The sequence below is a fragment of the Vibrio sp. JCM 18905 genome (assembly GCF_055393305.1).
Window position 1 is genome coordinate 550,507 of record NZ_AP043879.1, and the last position, 20,547, is coordinate 571,053.

21 protein-coding genes are annotated in these 20,547 nt (G+C 45.3%); 19 read left to right on the forward strand and 2 right to left on the reverse strand.

Annotation, left to right across the window (positions count from 1 at the left end; all coding sequences use genetic code 11):
- Positions 1 to 84: 84 nt before the first annotated feature.
- A complete protein-coding gene (locus tag ACZ5ZC_RS10740) occupies positions 85 to 534 on the reverse strand; it encodes a CBS domain-containing protein (protein WP_005391583.1) in 450 nt (149 codons plus the stop codon).
- Positions 535 to 857: 323 nt separating this feature from the next.
- On the opposite strand from ACZ5ZC_RS10740, the gene ACZ5ZC_RS10745 reads away from it, so the two are divergent.
- From ACZ5ZC_RS10745 to secF, 6 genes are all read left to right on the forward strand, one after another.
- Positions 858 to 2,024 carry a S1 family peptidase gene (locus ACZ5ZC_RS10745; protein ID WP_464931912.1) on the forward strand — a complete coding sequence of 389 codons (1,167 nt, stop codon included), beginning with the start codon at positions 858 to 860 and terminating at the stop codon, positions 2,022 to 2,024.
- A gap of 270 nt (positions 2,025 to 2,294) precedes the next feature.
- Positions 2,295 to 3,347 (forward strand): tRNA preQ1(34) S-adenosylmethionine ribosyltransferase-isomerase QueA, encoded by a 1,053-nt coding sequence (queA, locus tag ACZ5ZC_RS10750; RefSeq protein ID WP_006741890.1) that lies wholly within the window; start codon positions 2,295 to 2,297, stop codon positions 3,345 to 3,347.
- 150 nt (positions 3,348 to 3,497) lie between these two features.
- Positions 3,498 to 4,646: a tRNA guanosine(34) transglycosylase Tgt gene (tgt, locus tag ACZ5ZC_RS10755; protein ID WP_005391577.1), complete on the forward strand. Its 1,149-nt coding sequence runs from the start codon at positions 3,498 to 3,500 to the stop codon at positions 4,644 to 4,646.
- Between the two features lie 166 nt (positions 4,647 to 4,812).
- Positions 4,813 to 5,142 carry a preprotein translocase subunit YajC gene (gene yajC, locus ACZ5ZC_RS10760; protein WP_005381725.1) on the forward strand — a complete coding sequence of 110 codons (330 nt, stop codon included), beginning with the start codon at positions 4,813 to 4,815 and terminating at the stop codon, positions 5,140 to 5,142.
- A 21-nt stretch (positions 5,143 to 5,163) separates the two neighbouring features.
- On the forward strand, positions 5,164 to 7,020 hold the full coding sequence (secD, locus tag ACZ5ZC_RS10765) for a protein translocase subunit SecD (protein ID WP_006741889.1): 1,857 nt from the start codon (positions 5,164 to 5,166) through the stop codon (positions 7,018 to 7,020).
- A gap of 14 nt (positions 7,021 to 7,034) precedes the next feature.
- Complete coding sequence (secF, locus tag ACZ5ZC_RS10770; protein ID WP_464931913.1) at positions 7,035 to 7,982, forward strand: protein translocase subunit SecF; 948 nt, start codon at positions 7,035 to 7,037, stop codon at positions 7,980 to 7,982.
- Positions 7,983 to 8,191: 209 nt separating this feature from the next.
- On the opposite strand, the gene suhB is transcribed toward secF, so the two are convergent.
- Complete coding sequence (gene suhB, locus ACZ5ZC_RS10775; protein WP_005381722.1) at positions 8,192 to 8,995, reverse strand: inositol-1-monophosphatase; 804 nt, start codon at positions 8,993 to 8,995, stop codon at positions 8,192 to 8,194.
- Between the two features lie 231 nt (positions 8,996 to 9,226).
- Between suhB and trmJ the strand changes: the two genes are divergently transcribed.
- The 13 genes from trmJ to rodZ all read left to right on the forward strand — a co-directional run bounded on the left by trmJ (position 9,227) and on the right by rodZ (position 20,542).
- On the forward strand, positions 9,227 to 9,946 hold the full coding sequence (gene trmJ, locus ACZ5ZC_RS10780) for a tRNA (cytosine(32)/uridine(32)-2'-O)-methyltransferase TrmJ (RefSeq protein WP_005383693.1): 720 nt from the start codon (positions 9,227 to 9,229) through the stop codon (positions 9,944 to 9,946).
- 125 nt (positions 9,947 to 10,071) lie between these two features.
- Complete coding sequence (gene iscR, locus ACZ5ZC_RS10785) at positions 10,072 to 10,578, forward strand: Fe-S cluster assembly transcriptional regulator IscR (RefSeq protein ID WP_005381720.1); 507 nt, start codon at positions 10,072 to 10,074, stop codon at positions 10,576 to 10,578.
- Positions 10,579 to 10,606: 28 nt separating this feature from the next.
- Entirely contained in the window at positions 10,607 to 11,821 is a 1,215-nt protein-coding gene (locus ACZ5ZC_RS10790; protein WP_005381719.1) for an IscS subfamily cysteine desulfurase, read from the forward strand.
- Positions 11,822 to 11,859: 38 nt separating this feature from the next.
- Positions 11,860 to 12,243, forward strand: coding sequence for a Fe-S cluster assembly scaffold IscU (gene iscU / locus ACZ5ZC_RS10795; RefSeq protein ID WP_005381718.1), 384 nt, complete (start codon positions 11,860 to 11,862; stop codon positions 12,241 to 12,243).
- 70 nt (positions 12,244 to 12,313) lie between these two features.
- Complete coding sequence (gene iscA, locus ACZ5ZC_RS10800) at positions 12,314 to 12,637, forward strand: iron-sulfur cluster assembly protein IscA (protein WP_005391554.1); 324 nt, start codon at positions 12,314 to 12,316, stop codon at positions 12,635 to 12,637.
- 55 nt (positions 12,638 to 12,692) lie between these two features.
- Entirely contained in the window at positions 12,693 to 13,208 is a 516-nt protein-coding gene (hscB, locus tag ACZ5ZC_RS10805) for a co-chaperone HscB (protein WP_012842113.1), read from the forward strand.
- Between the two features lie 21 nt (positions 13,209 to 13,229).
- Positions 13,230 to 15,083, forward strand: a complete 1,854-nt coding sequence (gene hscA, locus ACZ5ZC_RS10810) for a Fe-S protein assembly chaperone HscA (protein WP_258662719.1) — start codon at positions 13,230 to 13,232, stop codon at positions 15,081 to 15,083.
- A 13-nt stretch (positions 15,084 to 15,096) separates the two neighbouring features.
- Entirely contained in the window at positions 15,097 to 15,435 is a 339-nt protein-coding gene (gene fdx, locus ACZ5ZC_RS10815; protein ID WP_005391548.1) for an ISC system 2Fe-2S type ferredoxin, read from the forward strand.
- Between the two features lie 44 nt (positions 15,436 to 15,479).
- The gene (gene iscX / locus ACZ5ZC_RS10820) at positions 15,480 to 15,674 is read left to right on the forward strand and encodes a Fe-S cluster assembly protein IscX (protein WP_005391546.1); all 195 of its coding nucleotides are present in this window, start codon (positions 15,480 to 15,482) and stop codon (positions 15,672 to 15,674) included.
- Positions 15,675 to 15,835: 161 nt separating this feature from the next.
- The gene (gene pepB / locus ACZ5ZC_RS10825) at positions 15,836 to 17,134 is read left to right on the forward strand and encodes an aminopeptidase PepB (protein ID WP_005381709.1); all 1,299 of its coding nucleotides are present in this window, start codon (positions 15,836 to 15,838) and stop codon (positions 17,132 to 17,134) included.
- A 95-nt stretch (positions 17,135 to 17,229) separates the two neighbouring features.
- Positions 17,230 to 17,655 (forward strand): nucleoside-diphosphate kinase, encoded by a 426-nt coding sequence (gene ndk, locus ACZ5ZC_RS10830; protein WP_005381702.1) that lies wholly within the window; start codon positions 17,230 to 17,232, stop codon positions 17,653 to 17,655.
- 373 nt (positions 17,656 to 18,028) lie between these two features.
- Complete coding sequence (gene rlmN / locus ACZ5ZC_RS10835) at positions 18,029 to 19,156, forward strand: dual-specificity RNA methyltransferase RlmN (RefSeq protein WP_017633913.1); 1,128 nt, start codon at positions 18,029 to 18,031, stop codon at positions 19,154 to 19,156.
- Between the two features lie 435 nt (positions 19,157 to 19,591).
- Positions 19,592 to 20,542 (forward strand): cytoskeleton protein RodZ, encoded by a 951-nt coding sequence (rodZ, locus tag ACZ5ZC_RS10840; RefSeq protein WP_005381700.1) that lies wholly within the window; start codon positions 19,592 to 19,594, stop codon positions 20,540 to 20,542.
- Positions 20,543 to 20,547 lie beyond the last annotated feature (5 nt).

Genomic DNA, 20,547 nt, shown 5'->3' on the forward strand with positions numbered 1-20,547 from the left:
ATTTTGAGCGGCAACCTTGCCGCTCTTTTTTCGTTTAAAACGTTTAAGAAACGAAATTTACACCCAAGATAACGCGTTTGCGTATTATTCTTCTGGCTCGATTTCTTCGGGTTCCACTTCTTCTTGCAGTTCCAATAAGTTAATCGCAATGGTCACAAAGTCACTGTCAGTAATGATGCCTACCAATCGACCCTTGGTGACAACAGGTAAACAGCCAACTTTGTGCTTTTGCATGTAGATAGCGCTCTCTTTAAGCCCCGCGATGGGTTCGGCCGTCATGATGTTGGTGTGCATCATTTCGTAGAGCGGTGTATCTAGAGTAAAAGATTGTTCAGCCTCATCTGGGTGCAAGCTCGATTCTTGAGCAGCAAGAATGTCGCGTTGAGTCACCAAGCCTTGTAAGTGGTTATTGGCATCAACAACCGGAATATGTCGAATATCAAGCGCATCCATCATGCTTTTTGCATCACGCAAGGTGTGCGTGCGCAGTAAGGTATGAGGATTACGAGTCATCATGTCTTCAACCTTGATCATAGAGACCTCCAGCGGCATTGTCCTTCTCTTAAATATAGAGAATATTTTTCTGTATATCTGGGAGCTAACTCGTTTTTCATCAATTAAATAGCACAATACACTTGCGCTTCTTTTTGTCTTCGTAATCTGTGTCTTATCGACGTTTTTATTAATTTGAATAAGTCGGTTTGCGTGCGAGTCAGTTGGCATTTTTGATTGATATTGAATGTGTACCCAAGGTAATCCAATGAATTGAATCGCACATTTTTATTCGTTGGATTTTCCAAGATTCGTCTCTCGAAGAAGATACGCTCAGGCTTACCAAATTGAAGACAGCAACCTAAATGAAAAGAACAACGTGTAACAAACTCATTGCGCTGGCAGTGGCGGCATTCAGTGTGCAATCAGCACAGGCGATTGTGTTAGGAGATGAACTAACCGACTCTGTTGATCGTGTTACTTTACGAGCAAGTAATATGGCAGAGTTCCCACTGTGTGGCGGCACCATGCTGACGGAGCAGTGGGTGTTGACTGCGGCACACTGCGTGGTAATGGGGCAGGGAACGAATGAAGCCAGCTACTATGTGACCCCGCCGGGCGAGTTGTCGGTGAATGCGAATATGCATGAACTTAATTCAGCAGGGCTTGATAACTTCTATCCGGTGTCTCACGTTGTGGTTCACCCTGATTACACGCGGATTTCAAAAGCTGAGACCGACAGTAGTGGTAACGTGAAACCTATCCAAACCGGTTTAGACTCAGACATCGCGTTGCTGTATCTCACGCGCCCAGTGGCAAACGCAAGCTTTGCTGATTTAGCAAACAAAGCCGACATGGAGAGTATCGAAGCGCGGTTGGCTGCGGATTGGAACGATAATTACCTGACCAATCAACGTGTCGAAAATGTGCAAGTGTTTGGGTGGGGGACCACTCAGCCGGATGCTTCTGAACCTTCCAATACGCTCAAAACCACCATTAGTACATTTTTACCCATCGACAAATGTTATGAGCGTTTAGAAATTGGCAGCAGTTTTCCGGGGATCATCGACTCAAGAGAAAACCAAACCAAAATTTGTACGCTACCAACGAAAAACCGAGTATTAGAGCCGGATAGCCACACCCAATATGGCAACTCTGCATGTAAAGGTGACAGTGGGGGGCCGCTGGTCGATGTGGCGACGGGAAAACAGATTGGTATTGTTAGCGGTGGACCTCTCATTCTTCCGACTTGTGGCTCTTTGACGATTCCAAGTTTCTACACCAAGGTGAGCCAATATTACGACTGGGTACAGTCTTACATTACTGCCGATGCGCCACCAAGTAGCTACATCATTGCACCGAACTTTATTAAAGAGGCTAATAACGAAGTCGGCGGAGATAAAGAGTGTCACGACGGTATCGCAACCAATAACTGTGATTTCAAAGGGTCAGATGATGATGGTGGCAGTTTGGGTCTGTGGCTATTGAGTCTATTCGTACCCTTGGCGTGGTGGCGAAGGCGTGAGGTTTGATAGGGCGATTTGAATACCAAACGAGTAAGCAGCGTTATGCGCTGCTTTGCTTTTTAATGTTCCATTTCTTTCGACTTAAACTGAAAAATAATGCCAAGTGATCGCGGTTTTTCACGTTTTATTACACTCTTCATCATGGCTTTTACAGTGATATTCTGGGGATTTGCTTGCTATTGCAGCATGTAAACATATACTAGTCTGCTGCGAAAAACTCGTCGCAATTTTATCGTCGTCCTAGACGTGATTTGACCAATATATAAGACAAGTAACATGCAAGTATCAGATTTCCATTTCGACCTTCCAGATGAACTTATCGCTCGTTACCCTCAGCCAGAGCGTACCGCTAGCCGACTATTACAAATGGACGGCAATACCGGAGAGCTAATTGATGGCACATTTACTGATGTATTGGGCCAAGTTCAACCCGGTGATCTCGTGGTGTTTAATAATACTCGTGTTATACCTGCTCGTCTTTTTGGTCGTAAAGAGTCGGGTGGTAAGCTAGAGGTGCTGGTGGAGCGCATGCTTGACGAGAAAAGCATCCTCGCGCACGTTCGCTGCTCTAAATCTCCAAAACCAGGTACAACCATCATTGTTGGCGAGAATGATGAATACTCAGCAGAAATGGTGGCGCGTCATGACGCTCTATTTGAACTGAAATTTAACGCTGATAAGACGGTATTAGAAATTTTGGAAGAAATCGGCCACATGCCACTTCCTCCTTACATTGACCGCCCAGATGAAGATGCAGATAAAGAGCGTTACCAAACCGTATATAACCAGAAGCCAGGCGCAGTAGCGGCGCCGACAGCGGGTCTTCATTTTGATGATGTTCTACTAGAGAAAATCAAAGCGAAAGGCGCAGAGTTTGCTTACGTCACTTTGCACGTTGGGGCAGGTACATTCCAGCCAGTAAAAGTAGAAAACATCAACGATCACCATATGCACGCTGAGTACGTAGAAGTACCGCAAGAAGTCGTCGAAGCAATTAAAGCGACGAAAGCGCGCGGTGGACGAATTATTGCTGTTGGTACTACATCGGTACGCTCACTTGAAAGCGCAGCGCAAGACGCATTGAAAAAAGGGACTGAGTTGGCCCCATTCTTTGGTGATACAGAAATCTTTATTTTCCCTGGCTACGAATATCAGCTTGTGGATTGCTTGATTACCAATTTCCACTTGCCAGAATCAACACTGATCATGTTGGTGAGTGCATTTGCAGGTTATGAGAACACCATGAATGCTTACAAGCATGCGGTAGAAAACAAATATCGCTTTTTCTCATATGGTGATTCAATGTTCATCAAGAAGAAAACGATTTAGTAAAAAATAAGATTTACGAGTGCTAGCAGTAAGCTAGGAAATAGAGCAGAACCTCTGCTTTATCTCTCGCAAGGAAAAGCGACCGCTCCTTAAAGTAGGGTAGAGCCCTAAACACTCAGTCAGACTGTTTCTCTGACACCCGGAGGCATCGTGAAATTAAAATTCGATCTTAAGAAGAAAAACGGCAATGCGCGTCGTGGTCAACTGACTTTCGAACGTGGCACTGTTCAAACCCCAGCGTTTATGCCAGTTGGTACTTACGGTACGGTTAAAGGCATGACGCCAGAAGAAGTGAAAGGTACGGGCGCAGAAATCTTACTAGGTAACACGTTCCACCTTTGGCTGCGTCCAGGTCAAGAAGTCATGAAAATGCACGGCGACTTGCATGATTTTATGAACTGGCACGGTCCTATTCTTACTGATTCAGGCGGCTTCCAAGTATTCAGCCTTGGCAAGATGCGTACTATTACCGAAGAGGGTGTGCACTTCCGTAACCCAGTTAATGGTGACAAGATTTTCATGGACGCAGAAAAGTCGATGGAAATTCAAAAAGACCTAGGTTCTGACATCGTCATGATTTTTGACGAGTGTACGCCATACCCAGCGACACACGATGAAGCGAAGAAATCGATGGAAATGTCACTACGTTGGGCACAGCGCTCACGTGATCACTTCGAGAAGCTAGAAAACCCGAACAACCTGTTTGGTATTGTTCAAGGTGGTGTTTACGAAGATCTACGTGATGTGTCGGTAAAAGGTCTAACGGAAATCGGTTTTGACGGTTACGCGGTTGGTGGCTTGGCAGTAGGCGAGCCTAAAGAAGACATGCACCGTATTCTTGAGCACACTTGTCCGCAGCTTCCAGAAGACAAGCCTCGCTACCTAATGGGCGTGGGTAAACCAGAAGACTTGGTTGAAGGTGTTCGCCGCGGTATCGACATGTTTGACTGTGTAATGCCAACGCGTAACGCGCGTAATGGTCACCTGTTTGTGACTGGTGGTGTGATCAAGATCCGTAATGCGAAACATAAAACGGATACAACCCCGTTGGATCCGCACTGTGACTGTTACACTTGTCAAAACTACAGTAAATCGTACCTTCATCACTTAGAGCGTTGTAATGAAATTCTGGGTGCTCGTCTGAATACGATCCACAACCTACGCTACTACCAGCGTCTGATGGAAAGTATTCGTAAAGCGATTGATGAAGATCGTTTTGATGAGTTTGTTACTGAGTTCTATGAGCGTCGTGGCCGTGAAGTGCCACCACTAGCAAAAGAACAGTCATTGACGGACTAAAAAGAATTAAAGCCTTTGGCATGTCGCCAGAGGCTTTTGCTAATAAAGTAGGCTAACGCACGTTATTTTTGAGAGAGTGATCGCTATTAGTTACTCTCAGACTTGAATCTAAAATGCGAAAGCCCAACTTGTTGGATTATCAATAAAATATAATGAGGATGTTTTAATGTTTATTTCTCAGGCTCACGCAGCAGCAGAAGGCGCGCCAGCAGGCGGTGGTTTTGAAATGCTAATCATGCTTGGCATGTTCGCAGTGATCTTTTACTTCATGATTTACCGCCCACAAGCGAAACGTGTAAAAGAGCACAAGAACCTAATGGCTTCTATGGGCAAAGGCGACGAAGTTCTAACTAGCGGTGGCCTAGTGGGTAAAATCACTAAGATTGCTGAAGACAATGACTACATTTCAATCGAGCTTAACGCGAACAATGAAGTGGTAATCAAGAAAGACTTCATCACTGCAGTGTTGCCAAAAGGTACGCTTAAGTCTCTATAAAACAGCTAAAGGATCCTCGCTGTGCTAAACCGTTATCCATTATGGAAGTACTTGATGGTATTTTTTGCCATCATCACCGCTGCGTTATACGCACTTCCAAATATCTACGGTGAAGATCCGGCTATTCAAGTTACAGGGGCGCGTGGCGCCTCTGTAGATATGTCAACGCTGGATGCTGTCACTACTGCTCTTGATAAAGAGCAACTCTCTCATAAATCCATTGCTCTCGAGAATGGATCAATTCTTGTTCGTTTTAACGACACTGACACGCAAATCAGTGCTCGTGATGTCATCAGCGAAGCGCTTGGCAAAGACACAATTGTTGCACTTAACCTTGCTCCTTCTACACCCGATTGGCTAGAAGCGATTGGCGCGTCACCATTAAAGCTGGGTCTTGACCTTCGTGGTGGTGTCCACTTCTTAATGGAAGTAGACATGGACGCTGCGATGGAAAAGCTCGTTGGTCAGCAAGAAGAAGCTTTCCGTAGCGAACTTCGTGAGGCAAAAATTCGTTATCGTGCTATCCGCCCTTCTGGCAAAGAAGCGGTAGAGGTTCTGCTACGTAACGAAGAGCAATTAGCAGAAGCGAAAGCAATGCTAGAAAAGAATCACCCGGACATGCTCTTTGTCGAATCTGATTCAAATGGCCGTTACGCTCTTACTGCGACCTTTACCGAGCAACGTTTACAAGAGATCCGTAACTACGCTGTTGAGCAAAACATTACGATTTTACGTAACCGTGTAAACGAGCTAGGTGTTGCAGAGCCTCTCGTTCAACGTCAAGGTGCAAGTCGAATTGTTGTTGAGCTTCCTGGTGTTCAAGATACTGCTCGTGCAAAAGAGATTCTAGGTGCGACTGCAACGCTAGAATTCCGTGAAGTTGACGATAAAGCTGACCTATCAGCGGCGGCAAATGGTCGTGCGCCAGCAGGCAGTGAAATCAAAATGGACCGAGACGGTCGTCCGGTTGTGCTTAAGAAGCGTGTTATTCTTGGTGGTCAAAGCATTACGGATGCAAGCTCAAGTGTCGATGAATACGGTCGTCCACAAGTTAACATCTCGCTAGACAGCGAAGGTGGTAACAAGATGTCAGCGTTCTCTAAGAAGAACATCGGTAAGCTAATGGCTACCGTGTTTGCTGAGTACAAAGACAGTGGTCGTCGTACGCCAGAAGGCAAAGTCATCCTAGATAAGCATGAAGAAGTCATCAACCAAGCGACGATTCAATCGGCTCTTGGACGTAACTTCCGTATCACGGGTATAGACTCCGCAGCTGAAGCGCACAACCTTGCACTTCTATTACGTGCTGGTGCACTGATCGCACCTATCTCTATCGTTGAAGAGCGTACTATTGGTCCATCAATGGGCCAGCAAAACATCGATATGGGTATCCAAGCGTGTATCTGGGGTATGGTTGCCGTAATGCTGTTTACGCTGCTTTACTACCGTGGCTTTGGCTTGATTGCCAACATCGCTCTAATGGCTAACTTAGTGTTGATCATTGGTGTTATGTCGATGATTCCAGGCGCTACCATGACGCTTCCGGGGATTGCCGGTATCGTGTTAACGGTCGGTATGGCGGTTGATGCGAACGTACTGATCTTCGAGCGTATCCGTGAAGAGCTTCGTGATGGGCGTAGTCCACAACAAGCTATTCACCAAGGTTACGCGAATGCATTCAGTACGATTGCCGATGCGAACATCACGACACTGATTACTGCAATTATCCTATTTGCAGTCGGTACTGGTGCAGTGAAAGGTTTCGCGGTTACTCTATCTATCGGTATCTTAACTTCAATGTTCACCGCCATTATTGGTACACGTTGTATCGTGAACCTGATTTACGGTGGCAAACGCGTTGATAAATTGTCGATCTAAGGCTGGGAATTAATATGTTTCAAATTCTAAAAGCAGAGAAGACGATCGGCTTTATGCGTTGGTCGAAAGTAGCATTCGTTTTTTCAATCTTTATGATTGCTGCTTCTATCTTCACTTTGTCAACTAAGTGGCTAAATTGGGGCCTAGACTTCACTGGCGGTACGCTAATTGAAGTTGGCTTTGAAAAACCTGCGAACCTTGAAAAAATCCGAACCGCTTTAGAGGCGAAAGGTTTTGGTGATGCGACAGTACAAAACTTCGGTAGTGCTCGTGAAGTAATGGTTCGTCTTCGTCCACGTGATGACGTTTCTGGTGAAACGCTGGGCAACCAAATCATTGGTGCTATCAAAGATGGTACTGGCGAAAGCGTAGAAATGCGTCGTATTGAATTCGTAGGTCCTAACGTTGGTGATGAGCTAACAGAAGCTGGCGGTCTAGCGATCCTCGTGTCGCTGATCTGTATCCTGCTTTATGTATCGATGCGATTTGAATGGCGTCTAGCGGCTGGTGCGGTAATGGCATTGGCTCACGATATAATTATCACGCTAGGTGTCTTCTCGTTTCTACAAATTGAAGTTGACCTGACTATCGTAGCTGCGCTACTGACAGTTGTGGGCTACTCACTCAACGATACCATCGTTGTATTTGACCGGATTCGTGAAAACTTCCGTAAGATGCGTAAGGGTGAGCCTTCAGACATTATGGACGCCTCAATCACTCAAACGTTGAGCCGTACATTGATTACGTCGGGTACAACCTTGTTCGTAGTAATTGCACTGTTCATGCAGGGTGGTGCGATGATTCACGGCTTCGCAACTGCACTACTACTAGGTATCACTGTTGGTACTTACTCTTCTATCTACGTAGCATCAGCACTAGCGCTGAAACTGGGCATCCAGAAAGAGCACTTGATGCCACCTCAAGTAGAAAAAGAAGGTGCAGAGTTCGACGAAATGCCATAAGGCAGATTGAGAACCGAAAACAAAAACCGCTGAACAATCAGCGGTTTTTTTGTATCTGAATAGAGTAGTGAGCTTGTAGAGCCTCTCTGTATGAAGAGCCTTCAGCTACAGCTAAGTCGATACGGAGCAGTAGATACAAAAAAGCCCAGCTCAATGAGCGGGGCTTTCTAAAGTCATCAGCGTGACGGGCTATATATGACTTTCAAATCTTACTTAAGGATCGCGCTGTTACCGTTTTCGCGAATGTGCTTAAGGATAGATTTTACGCCACGAGCGCTTGAAGCAACGATGTTACCAGACTTCATGTAGTCAGTGCCGCCAGCAAAGTCAGTTAGGATTGCGCCAGCTTCACGAGCAATAAGCTCACCTGCTGCCATATCCCAAGGTTTTAGGCCTAGCTCGAAGTAACCATCAACACGGCCAGCAGCCACGTAACAAAGGTCAAGAGCAGCAGAGCCGCTACGACGGAAATCAGCACATTCAGTGAATAGCGCACCAACGATCTTGATGTAAGACTCAGCGTGTTGTTTCTGCTTGAATGGGAAGCCTGTTGCTAGAACAGTGCCTTGAAGGTCTTTTAGTTGAGCAACACGAATACGTGCACTGTTTAGTTGAGCGCCGGCACCGCGTTGTGCAGTGAATAGCTCGTTTTGCATTGGATCGTAAACACAAGCAACTTCAGTTTTGCCCTTAATACGAACAGCGATAGAAACCGCGAAAGTTGGGTAACCTTTTACAAAGTTAGTGGTGCCATCCAGTGGGTCGATGATCCATTGTACGTCTTTATCTTTACCTTCGATAAGACCTTGTTCTTCAGCAACGATACAGTGCTCAGGGTAAGACTGCTTGATAGTATCGATGATGATGTATTCTGCTTCTTTGTCTACGTTAGTGACAAAGTCATTAGTGCCTTTAAGAGTAGATTCTACTTTATCAGTGTTTTCTAATGATTTAGCAATATGATTGCCTGCCTTTCGCGCAGCGCGAATAGCAATGTTTAGCATTGGATGCATACGAATTTCCCAACGGATGTTAAAGAACAAATGAAAGCGGCGGCGAGTATACCAGAGATAATCAAAAAGGGAAGTGGTTATTTTTTGCTCTAATTGCGGCCGACTGAGTGTACAGAGCATACTGCGGACGAGAACAATAACCAAGAATGAGAAGAGAGGTCTGCTTGCCTCTAGGGTGTCTCAAAAAACTATGATAACATTCTGCGGTTTTAATTTAGGTAGCAAACACAGATGTTGGATCAAGTAAAAATTGTACTCGTAGGTACCTCTCATTCAGGCAATATTGGCTCAGCAGCTCGAGCAATGAAAGTGATGGGTTTAAACCAACTAGTATTAGTCGATCCACAATGTGAAGTGGATGAACAAACTCTTGCTTTAGCTGCGGGTGCTGGTGATATTGCTCAAAATGCAAAGATTGTCGGCACATTAGAAGAAGCGGTTGAAGATTGTGGCCTTGTTGTGGGTTCTAGCGCCCGCTCTCGTACATTAGAATGGCCAATGCTCGAGCCACGTGAATGCGGTGAGAAATTTGCAGTTGAAGGCCGAAAGCATCCGGTTGCGCTCGTGTTTGGCCGAGAAAGAACTGGTTTGACAAACGAAGAGCTACAAAAGTGCCACTACCATGTTTGTATTCCCGCTAATCCTGAGTACAGCTCGCTTAACCTAGCTATGGCTGTACAAACTCTCAGTTACGAAGTGCGAGTTGCACACTTGAACTTAGAGCAAAGCCAGTTTTCCCCAAATGAATCGGAAGAATACCCGCGTCATCGAGAACTCGAAATGTTCTTCGAGCATCTTGAAAAGGTGATGGTTGAGACCCAGTTTATTAACAAAGAGCAACCTGGACAGGTGATGAATAAGTTGCGCCGTTTGTTCTCTCGTGCTCGACCAGAAACCCAAGAACTTAATATTCTACGAGGCGTTTTGACTTCGATAGAAAAGAAGTTCTGAGTAAACAATAACCACTTTAGGTGTAAGGATGAATACCTGAGTAAAATGGTCAAATAAATACTTGACCAAATTACTCAGGTATGGAAAAATCTTAACCATTACAAACCATGTGGATACGGTGTGGTATGAAACTTACATCTAAAGGAAGATATGCGGTGACAGCCATGCTGGATGTGGCACTGCATTCGCAACAAAACCCTGTACCTCTGGCTGATATTTCAGAGCGTCAAGGGATCTCGCTCTCTTACTTAGAGCAGCTATTTTCAAAATTGCGTAAAGCAGGTCTCGTTGCCAGCGTTCGTGGTCCTGGTGGTGGTTACCGACTTGGTGCCGACGCTCACAGTATCGCTATTGGTACCGTGATTGCTGCCGTTGATGAGTCAGTAGATGCAACCAAATGCCAAGGTAAAGGAGATTGCCAAGGTGGAACACGTTGCCTTACTCACACGCTGTGGCGTGACCTAAGCTCTCGCATTAGTGACTTTTTGAATAACATCACTCTTGGTGAGTTGATGACAGACAATGAAGTACTCGAAATTTCTGATCGTCAGGACATTGATCTGGCGGTAACCCATGGGCTATCAAACAAAAATACAACCGCCGCGCCCATCGGTGTAAACGTCCGCTCTTAGCGGTCAGCTTTTTACATTGGAGTAGAGAATGAAACTGCCGATTTATCTTGATTATTCCGCTACATGTCCAGTTGATCCACGTGTTGCTGAAAAAATGGTTCAGTACATGACAATGGATGGCACATTTGGCAACCCAGCGTCACGTTCGCACCGTTACGGCTGGCAGGCAGAAGAAGCGGTCGATACTGCTCGTGAGCAAATTGCTGACCTTCTAAATGCAGATCCTCGCGAAATCGTATTTACATCTGGTGCGACAGAATCAGACAACCTTGCGATTAAAGGTGCAGCGCACTTTTACTCGAAGAAAGGCAAGCACGTAATCACTTGTAAAACAGAGCACAAAGCCGTTCTTGACCCATGTCGTCAACTTGAGCGTGAAGGCTTTGAAGTGACTTACCTTGAGCCAGAATCAAATGGCTTGATCGATCTAGAGAAGCTTAGAGCAGCCATGCGTGATGACACCGTGCTTGTGTCTATTATGCATGTAAACAACGAGATTGGTGTGGTTCAAGACATTACAGCGATCGGCGAACTGTGCCGTGAGCGTAAAATTGTTTTCCACGTGGACGCTGCGCAATCTGCTGGTAAATTACCAATCGACGTTCAAGAGATGAAAGTTGATCTAATTTCACTTTCTGCTCACAAAGTTTACGGTCCTAAAGGTATCGGTGCACTTTATGTACGTCGTAAGCCTCGTATTCGTCTTGAAGCGCAAATGCACGGTGGCGGTCATGAGCGTGGTTTCCGCTCTGGTACACTACCTACTCACCAAATCGTAGGTATGGGTGAAGCATTCCGCATTGCAAAAGAAGACATGCAAAAAGATTACGATCATGCTTTAGCGCTTCGTAACCGTCTTTTTGATGGCGTGAAAGACTTAGAAGCAGTGACGGTAAACGGTGACTTTGAGCAGCGTGTACCACACAACCTAAACATCAGTTTCGCATTCGTAGAAGGTGAATCACTACTAATGTCGCTTAAAGATCTAGCGGTATCTTCTGGTAGTGCTTGTACGTCTGCAAGCCTTGAGCCTTCTTACGTTCTTCGTGCCCTAGGCATGGATGACGAATTGGCTCACAGCTCGGTTCGTTTCTCGTTTGGTCGTTTCACGACTGAAGAAGAAATTGATTACGCAATTGAACAAATCCGCGTTGCAGTGACTAAGCTACGCGACATGTCTCCTCTATGGGATATGTACAAAGAAGGGATTGATTTGAGCACTGTTGAATGGGCTCACCATTAATCTCAGGGATTGAAATAGAGGATTCGAGGTAATTTATCATGGCATACAGCGAAAAAGTAATTGATCACTACGAGAACCCACGTAACGTTGGTTCATTCGATAAAGAAGACCCATCAGTAGGTAGCGGCATGGTTGGCGCTCCAGCTTGTGGTGACGTAATGAAGCTTCAAATCAAAGTGACACCGGAAGGTATCATCGAAGATGCGAAGTTCAAAACATACGGTTGTGGTAGTGCAATCGCATCAAGCTCACTAGTAACTGAGTGGGTAAAAGGCAAGTCAGTTGATGAAGCAGCAGCAATTAAAAACTCTGAAATTGCTGAAGAGCTAGAGCTTCCACCAGTGAAAGTTCACTGTTCAATTCTTGCTGAAGATGCAATCAAAGCAGCGGTTGCAGACTACAAGAAAAAACACCAAGAATAATTATTCCGTAATATAATGGGAGCTTTGACGCTCCCATTCCAATCGAAATTTAGACAGACTAAGGTGCAGTATGGCCATCACAATGACAGAATCAGCGGCAAGTCGCGTAAGAGCATTCCTAGATAACCGAGGCAAAGGTATCGGTTTACGCCTTGGAGTGAAGACGACTGGTTGTTCAGGCATGGCATATGTACTTGAGTTTGTCGATGAGCTTAACGAAGAAGATGAAGTTTTTGAACTCTCTGGAGTGAAAATCATCATCGACAAAAAAAGCTTAGTGTACCTAGACGGTACCGAATTGGATTACGTGAAAGAAGGGTTGAATGAAGGTTTTGAATTCAACAACCCTAACGCGAAAAGTGAATGTGGTTGTGGTGAAAGCTTCAACGTCTAATTGATTGTCCTTCTGGGCAAGCGAGTCCGGAAGGCTTTACTAGGACCCGAACTTAATGAATCACTTTGAATTATTTGGGCTACCAAGTCAGTTTAAGCTGGATGGTAGCCTTCTTTCTTCTCAGTTCCGAGAACTACAAAAACGCTTCCACCCGGATAACTTTGCAACGGGATCTGAACGTGACCGTTTGATGGCGGTGCAAAAGGCAGCGCAAATCAACGATGCCTATCAAGTTCTGAAAAATCCTATCTCCCGTGCCGAGTACATCCTCGCAGAGCAGGGAGTTGAGATCCGAGGTGAACAGCAGACAATGCAAGATCCAATGTTCTTAATGGAGCAAATGGAGCTGCGCGAAGAACTGGAAGAAATTGCTGACAGCACCGATCCTGAATCGGCGCTTTTTGACTTCGATTCTAAGGTCAGCAAAATGTACAAACAGCATCTGGCAAGCGTCGAGCAAGAGCTTGATGATGGTCTTTGGGCTGAAGCCGCAGACCGAGTTCGTAAGCTAAAATTCATTGCCAAACTAAAGAACGAAATTGAACTAGTCGAAGACAAACTCCTCGGCTAGTTAGCGTGACAAGGACCTATCATGGCACTACTTCAAATCGCAGAACCGGGCCAAAGCTCGGCACCTCATGAGCATAAGTTAGCAGCGGGTATCGACTTAGGTACTACCAACTCTTTGGTTGCTTCTGTACGTAGCGGCGATGCAACTCCACTTGCGGACGAGCAGGGCCGTACTATTTTACCTTCAGTCGTTAATTACACTGAGGAAACGTTAACGGTTGGCCACGAAGCCAAAGCCAAAGCAGAGCTTGAACCAGAGAACACTATTATCTCTGTAAAACGTTTGATCGGTCGTTCATTAAAGGACATCCAGTCCCGTTACTCTTCACTTCCTTATCGTTTTAGAGAGAGTGAAAATGGTCTTCCGATCCTGCAAACGCCTCAAGGTGACAAAAACCCGATTGAAGTATCTGCGGACATTCTAAAAGCGCTAGGTAAGCGAGCAGAAGAAACGTTAGGTGGTGAGTTAGCGGGTGTTGTGATCACTGTTCCTGCTTACTTTGATGATGCTCAGCGTGCAGGTACGAAAGACGCCGCGAAATTAGCTGGCCTTCATGTGCTCCGTCTTCTGAACGAACCAACTGCCGCGGCAATTGCTTATGGCTTAGACTCAGGCCAAGAAGGAGTGATTGCAGTTTATGACCTAGGCGGCGGTACATTTGATATCTCTATCCTACGCTTGTCGAAAGGCGTATTTGAAGTATTAGCAACAGGCGGTGACTCTGCGTTAGGCGGTGATGACTTTGACCATCTGTTAGCGGATTACCTAATGGAGCAAGCGGGTCTCGAAGCCCCACTTTCTGCTGAAAAAAACCGTACGCTACTGAACATTGCTACTGCGACTAAGATTGCTTTCTCTGAGCAAGACAGCGTTGATGTTGATGTGTTTGGCTGGAAGGGCACCGTTACTCGTGAGCAGTTCGAAGATCTGATTCGCCCACTAGTGAAGAAAACACTAATGTCTTGTCGTCGTGCATTAAAAGATGCTGATGTTGATGCAGAGGAAGTACTCGAAGTTGTCATGGTTGGTGGTTCAACACGCACATTGCTGGTTCGTGAAATGGTAGGCGAGTTTTTTGGCCGCACACCGCTAACAAGCATTAATCCTGATGAAGTTGTCGCAATCGGCGCGGGTATCCAAGCCGACATTCTAGCGGGTAACAAGCCTGATTCAGAAATGTTACTTCTTGACGTGATCCCACTGTCGCTTGGTATTGAAACCATGGGTGGTTTGGTTGAGAAGATCATCCCTCGCAATACCACGATTCCTGTTGCGCGTGCGCAAGAATTTACCACATTCAAAGATGGCCAAACGGCCATGAGTGTTCATGTGGTACAAGGTGAACGTGAAATGGTTGATGATTGTCGTTCACTGGCTCGTTTCTCATTGAAAGGCATTCCACCGATGGCGGCGGGTGCAGCACATATTCGTGTGACTTACCAAGTTGACGCTGACGGTCTTCTTTCTGTTACGGCAATGGAAAAGAGCACCGGTGTTCAGTCAGAGATTCAAGTAAAACCTTCTTACGGGTTAAGCGATAATGAAGTGGCGGATATGCTGCGTGATTCAATGACTCACGCTAAAGAAGACATGCAAGCTCGTGCGCTAGCTGAGCAGCGTGTTGAGGCCGACCGTGTGATAGAAGGCTTGATTGCAGCCATGCAAGCTGATGGTGACGAACTACTATCAGAACAAGAGAAACAAGACCTGATAAAAGCCATCGAAGCCTTGATTGAGCTGCGTAATGGTGATGATGCAGATGCGATTGAGCAAGGCATTAAAGATACCGATAAAGCGAGCCAAGATTTCGCATCGCGCCGTATGGATAAATCGATTCGAGCTGCTCTGTCAGGTCAATCAGTAGACGATATATAAGAGATAAGTAGTTATGCCTAAGATTATTGTATTACCACACGACGATTTGTGCCCAGAAGGCGCAGTGTTGGAAGCAAACACTGGTGAAACCGTTCTGGACGTAGCGCTAAAAAATGGTATCGGTATTGAACATGCGTGTGAAAAATCATGTGCTTGTACCACCTGCCACGTGATCATCCGTGAAGGTTTTGATTCGCTAGAAGAAAGTGAAGAGCTGGAAGACGACATGCTGGATAAAGCGTGGGGTCTAGAGCCTGAATCACGTCTAGGGTGTCAGGCGAAAATTGCTGATGAAGACTTAGTGGTAGAAATTCCTAAGTACACGCTAAACCACGCTTCAGAAGATCACTAAAACTATCTTCCCAATATAGGGAAGAAGCAAAAGGAAGATGAGCAATGAAATGGACAGATTCTCGCGATATCGCGATTGAACTTTGTGACAAGTTTCCAGATGTTGATCCGCAAACGGTGCGTTTTACCGATCTTCATCAATGGATCATGGAGTTAGATGAGTTTGAAGATGACCCAAACCATTGTAACGAAAAGATTCTGGAAGCCGTTATCATGTGCTGGATGGATGAAGCAGACTAAGTCTGTAAAACACAGCCTAGTTAACAATTCTTACTAAAAAAAGCGGACCTTTAGGTCCGTTTTTTTATCCAATTGACATTTTTGCCCTACATAATGCTAACATCCGTGAGTTATTAAAAAGAAGCAGCGTAGGCAACGCTGCTATAAGACAAGGAGAAACCATGTCTACACAGATGTCTGTATTTTTAAGTCAAGAGTCGGCAGCACCACATTGGGGTGAAAAAGCACTGCTTTCATTTGCTGAAAACGGCGCAACTATTCACTTAGGTGAAGGTCATGATCTCGGCGCAATTCAACGTGCAGCTCGTCAGCTAGATGGCCAAGGAATTCGTTCTATTTTTCTTTCTGGTGATAACTGGGATCTAGAGAGCGTATGGGCTTTCCACCAAGGGTTCCGTAACCCTAAAAAACATGGCTCAGTTGAGTGGGCAGCATTGTCTGATGAAGATCAAGCAGAGCTTCAAGCTCGTATTACTTCGACTGATTTTACCCGCGATATTATCAACAAAACGGCAGAAGAAGTTGCTCCTCGTCAGCTAGCGACAATGGCTGCTGAATTCATCAAATCTGTTGCGCCGAAAGGCACGGTGACAGCTCGTATCGTCAAAGACAAAGACTTGTTGGCAGAAGGTTGGGAAGGTATTTACGCAGTAGGCCGTGGTTCTGAGCGTACTTCTGCGATGCTTCAGTTAGACTACAACCCAACTGGTGACGAAAACGCACCTGTATTCGCATGTCTTGTGGGTAAAGGCATCACCTTTGATTCCGGTGGTTACAGCTTGAAGCCTTCTACCTTCATGAGTGCAATGAAAGCAGATATGGGTGGCTCGGGTACTATAACTGGTGGCCTAGGATTAGCTATCTTGCGCGGTTTAAACAAGCGCGTAAAACTGATCTTGTGTTGTGCTGAGAACATGGTTTCTGGCCGTGCCCTTAAGCTTGGCGACATCATCACTTACAAAAACGGCAAAACCGTTGAGATTATGAATACCGACGCGGAAGGTCGCTTGGTGCTTGCAGACGGTCTTATCTACGCCAGTGAGCAAAAGCCTGAGTTAATCATTGACTGCGCGACGTTAACAGGCGCAGCGAAGAATGCGTTAGGTAACGATTACCATGCGCTAATGAGCTTTGATGATGAGCTATCGCATCAAGCGCTTACGGCGGCAAACCAGGAAAAAGAAGGCTTGTGGCCGCTACCACTTGCTGATTTCCATCGAGAAATGCTGCCATCTAATTTTGCCGATTTATCGAATATCAGCTCTGGTGATTATTCTCCAGGTGCAAGTACTGCAGCTGCATTCTTGTCTTACTTCGTTGAGGACTACAAAAAAGGCTGGTTACATTTCGACTGTGCGGGTACGTATCGTAAAGCCGCTTCTGATAAATGGGCTGCGGGAGCAACGGGTATGGGTGTTCGTACACTTGCTCGTTTCCTCAATGAGCAAGCTGGAAAATAAGATTGATTGCAGCACTCTCTTGTTTGAGTGCTGCTCTTACCCAGTAAGTCACTTTAAAAGCACAACTATTATTACAAGTACAGAAAGGAAATTTTATGGCTCTAGAAAGAACATTTTCAATCATTAAGCCTGATGCTGTAGAGCGAAACCTAATTGGTGAAATCTACAATCGTATTGAAAAGGCTGGCCTACGTATCATCGCTGCCAAAATGGTTCACCTGACAGAAGATCAGGCAAGCGGCTTTTATGCAGAGCATGAAGGTAAAGAGTTTTTCCCTCCTCTAAAAGAGTTCATGACATCTGGTCCTATTATGGTTCAGGTATTGGAAGGCGAAAATGCGATTGCACGTTACCGCGAGCTAATGGGTAAAACCAACCCAGAGGACGCGGCATGTGGCACTTTGCGTGCTGATTACGCACTCAGCATGCGTCACAATTCAGTTCATGGTTCAGATAGCCCTGAGTCTGCCGCTCGTGAAATTGAGTTTTTCTTCCCTGAATCAGAAGTTTTCTCTCGCTAACTCGTTCATGCATCACTTTTGCGTGATGATCTAGTTCGTAATGACCTCGGAATTGTCCGAGGTTTTTTATTCCGCGTTCTCCATTTCCCCGGCGAGTTCATTCGTAATTATTCGCGAAGACGTTGGCTAATTTGAGCATCTTACAGGGGGGAAAGCTTAGTTAAGTGTGTTTGTTCTCACTGTTTTCTCTGTATCACTTCTACGCTTTTGCTGTCGGTTGTCTAATCATTATTCTCACCGCAAAATCTGTTTAAAATTTAATCGTTTTTATTTTAATGCCTTAGCAAACTCAGGGTCTTACACCCCTTGTTGTAGCTGCATAAAGGCTGTACAATTCGCGCCCTTATTCTTGTTTCAGTCATTGAGAGGCAACATGACCACTGAAAAAATCAATCTACTCGACTTTGATCGCAAAGGCATGCGTCAGTTTTTCGCGGAAGAACTTGGCGAGAAAGCGTTTCGTGCCGATCAGGTTATGAAGTGGATCTACCATTTCGGTGTAGATGACTTCGAAAAAATGACAAACATCAACAAGAAGCTGCGCGAAAAGCTCTTACACAAGTGTGAAATTAAAGCTCCAACTGTAGCAGAAGCCCAGCATTCTTCAGACGGCACGATCAAGTGGGCAATGAAGGTTGGTGATCAGGATGTAGAAACGGTTTACATTCCAGAAGATGATCGCGCAACGCTTTGTGTATCTTCTCAAGTAGGTTGTGCATTGGAATGTAAGTTCTGCTCAACAGCACAGCAGGGCTTTAACCGTAACTTGAAAGTTTCAGAGATCATCGGTCAGGTGTGGCGTGCTGCACGTGAAATTGGTCTTGAGAAAGAAACAGGCCGTCGCCCAATTACGAACGTCGTGATGATGGGCATGGGTGAGCCGCTTCTTAATATGAAGAACTTGATTCCTGCATTGGAGTTAATGCTGGATGACCTTGGCTTTGGTTTGTCGAAGCGTCGCGTAACCGTATCAACATCAGGTGTGGTTTCTGGTCTTGATCAGATGACGGGCAAAATCGACGTTGCGTTGGCGATCTCTCTTCATGCGCCAAACGATAAGCTGCGTAGTGAAATCATGCCAATTAACGATCGTTGGGATATTCAAGATTTCCTAGCATCCGTTCGTCGTTACATTGCTTCATCGAATGCAAACCGTGGCAAGGTAACAGTCGAGTACGTGTTGCTTGATCATGTGAACGATGACATGGACCATGCTCGTGAACTGGCTGAGCTGATGAAAGACACACCATGTAAGATTAACTTGATTCCGTTTAACCCGTACCCAGGTTCACCTTACAAGAAACCAAGTAACTCACGTATTGATCGCTTCCAAAAAACATTGATGCAATACGAGCACACAGTTACGGTTCGTAAAACGCGTGGTGATGACATTGATGCCGCATGTGGTCAGTTGGTCGGTGATGTAATTGACCGAACTAAACGTACGGCAATGCTGAAAGCGTCACGCGGTGCTGATACCATTGAAGTGAAAGCTGTATAAACGACCGGAATTCAAAAATAGCCAGAGCCATTCGCTCTGGCTATTTTGTTTATTGTTTAGGACATTTTCGCCAAGATTTGGGACTATCACTCTTCAACCTAAGGTTATTTGGGTATAATTTCGAATTCCTTTGTCAAAGTTTGGACAAAAGCTTGAGCTATCTGTTAGTTTGAGTGTAAAGAGTTTTTGTCTTCGTTGCGCATTCGCTTATCATGATATGTAACACTAACGATGACACCGATAATTCTCAGCACTTTCTCACATACGTTTTGCTGATTTTTGCAAAACGGGTATTCGCACTCAGATCGCTGAGAGTTTCTTAAAATTATTATTTTTGGTTAACGCGTTTAGGCTAGCTATCTTTAAAGAGGCTTAAGAACAATAACGAAAATACATGACCACGTTAGCCACTAAAACAGATTAAATACCGCCATTATGACAGAACACGAAAATACGAATGAAGTGCCACTCTCTATTGAAGCTGGCACATTACTGAAAAACAAACGTGAATCCTTGGGAATGAGCCAAAAGCAAGTTGCCGATCGCCTGAGGCTTCGCATTTCTGTGATTGAAGATATTGAAAATAACCGATTTGAATCTCAACAAGTCGCGACATTTACGCGTGGTTACTTACGCTCTTACGCTAAATTCGTAGGTCTTGATGAGAAGGTGGTTTTGACGGCGTTAGAGCAGACTGCAGATGCTCAGCCTCAAGAGCAAGAAATTGAAATGCAAAGCTTCTCTCGTAAAACAAAAGACGAGAAGCACAATAGCCGTATTATGCTCCTTACTTGGGTTATCGGGCTGGTCATTATTGGCATTTCAGCGGCATGGTGGTGGCAAAACCAACAAGAGAATAGCCTAACTAAGGAAGTAACGGATTCGAGTGTTGAAGCGCCGCAGCCCACAGCTCAAGAATTAGCTGATATCGATTTGATGACGGCTGAAGAGTTAATCGCAAGCACTCCTGAAGAAGTTGCTTCAACTAATGAAGGCGTTGCTGAATCGACTGAAGCATCCGTTGAGCAAGGGGCGGATCCTTTGCTGACTGAAACTGAAAATACAACAAGCGTAGATTCTGAAGAACCTGTTGCCGTGATTGAAGCGGCGGAAGAGGAACAGCCTGCGCCAGTAGTACCTGAAGGCATGACACTTCTTACTATGAAGTTTAAAGCGGACTGTTGGATTCAAGTAAAAGACACCAATGGTAAAACGCTGGTAAGTGGTACTCATAAGCCAGGACAAGATGTAGAACTTACCGGAAAAGCGCCATTTAAAGTGATATTGGGCGCACCGGAAGGGGTTACAATGACATTTGCAAGTGAACCTGTCGACCTTTCTGGGTATACTTCAGGCAAAGTAGCTAGATTCACTCTACCGTTATAAAAAAT

What these genes read in the sequence shown, in the direction of transcription:
- pepB (WP_005381709.1), top strand. Translation starts at nt 15,836, where the DNA reads ATGTCTACACAGATGTCTGTATTTTTAAGTCAAGAGTCGGCAGCACCA.
- suhB (WP_005381722.1), bottom strand. Translation starts at nt 8,995, where the DNA reads ATGCATCCAATGCTAAACATTGCTATTCGCGCTGCGCGAAAGGCAGGC.
- ndk (WP_005381702.1), top strand. Translation starts at nt 17,230, where the DNA reads ATGGCTCTAGAAAGAACATTTTCAATCATTAAGCCTGATGCTGTAGAG.
- yajC (WP_005381725.1), top strand. Translation starts at nt 4,813, where the DNA reads ATGTTTATTTCTCAGGCTCACGCAGCAGCAGAAGGCGCGCCAGCAGGC.
- secF (WP_464931913.1), top strand. Translation starts at nt 7,035, where the DNA reads ATGTTTCAAATTCTAAAAGCAGAGAAGACGATCGGCTTTATGCGTTGG.
- ACZ5ZC_RS10740 (WP_005391583.1), bottom strand. Translation starts at nt 534, where the DNA reads ATGATCAAGGTTGAAGACATGATGACTCGTAATCCTCATACCTTACTG.
- rodZ (WP_005381700.1), top strand. Translation starts at nt 19,592, where the DNA reads ATGACAGAACACGAAAATACGAATGAAGTGCCACTCTCTATTGAAGCT.
- hscB (WP_012842113.1), top strand. Translation starts at nt 12,693, where the DNA reads ATGAATCACTTTGAATTATTTGGGCTACCAAGTCAGTTTAAGCTGGAT.
- ACZ5ZC_RS10790 (WP_005381719.1), top strand. Translation starts at nt 10,607, where the DNA reads ATGAAACTGCCGATTTATCTTGATTATTCCGCTACATGTCCAGTTGAT.
- ACZ5ZC_RS10745 (WP_464931912.1), top strand. Translation starts at nt 858, where the DNA reads ATGAAAAGAACAACGTGTAACAAACTCATTGCGCTGGCAGTGGCGGCA.
- rlmN (WP_017633913.1), top strand. Translation starts at nt 18,029, where the DNA reads ATGACCACTGAAAAAATCAATCTACTCGACTTTGATCGCAAAGGCATG.
- trmJ (WP_005383693.1), top strand. Translation starts at nt 9,227, where the DNA reads ATGTTGGATCAAGTAAAAATTGTACTCGTAGGTACCTCTCATTCAGGC.
- queA (WP_006741890.1), top strand. Translation starts at nt 2,295, where the DNA reads ATGCAAGTATCAGATTTCCATTTCGACCTTCCAGATGAACTTATCGCT.
- fdx (WP_005391548.1), top strand. Translation starts at nt 15,097, where the DNA reads ATGCCTAAGATTATTGTATTACCACACGACGATTTGTGCCCAGAAGGC.
- hscA (WP_258662719.1), top strand. Translation starts at nt 13,230, where the DNA reads ATGGCACTACTTCAAATCGCAGAACCGGGCCAAAGCTCGGCACCTCAT.
- iscR (WP_005381720.1), top strand. Translation starts at nt 10,072, where the DNA reads ATGAAACTTACATCTAAAGGAAGATATGCGGTGACAGCCATGCTGGAT.
- iscA (WP_005391554.1), top strand. Translation starts at nt 12,314, where the DNA reads ATGGCCATCACAATGACAGAATCAGCGGCAAGTCGCGTAAGAGCATTC.
- iscU (WP_005381718.1), top strand. Translation starts at nt 11,860, where the DNA reads ATGGCATACAGCGAAAAAGTAATTGATCACTACGAGAACCCACGTAAC.
- iscX (WP_005391546.1), top strand. Translation starts at nt 15,480, where the DNA reads ATGAAATGGACAGATTCTCGCGATATCGCGATTGAACTTTGTGACAAG.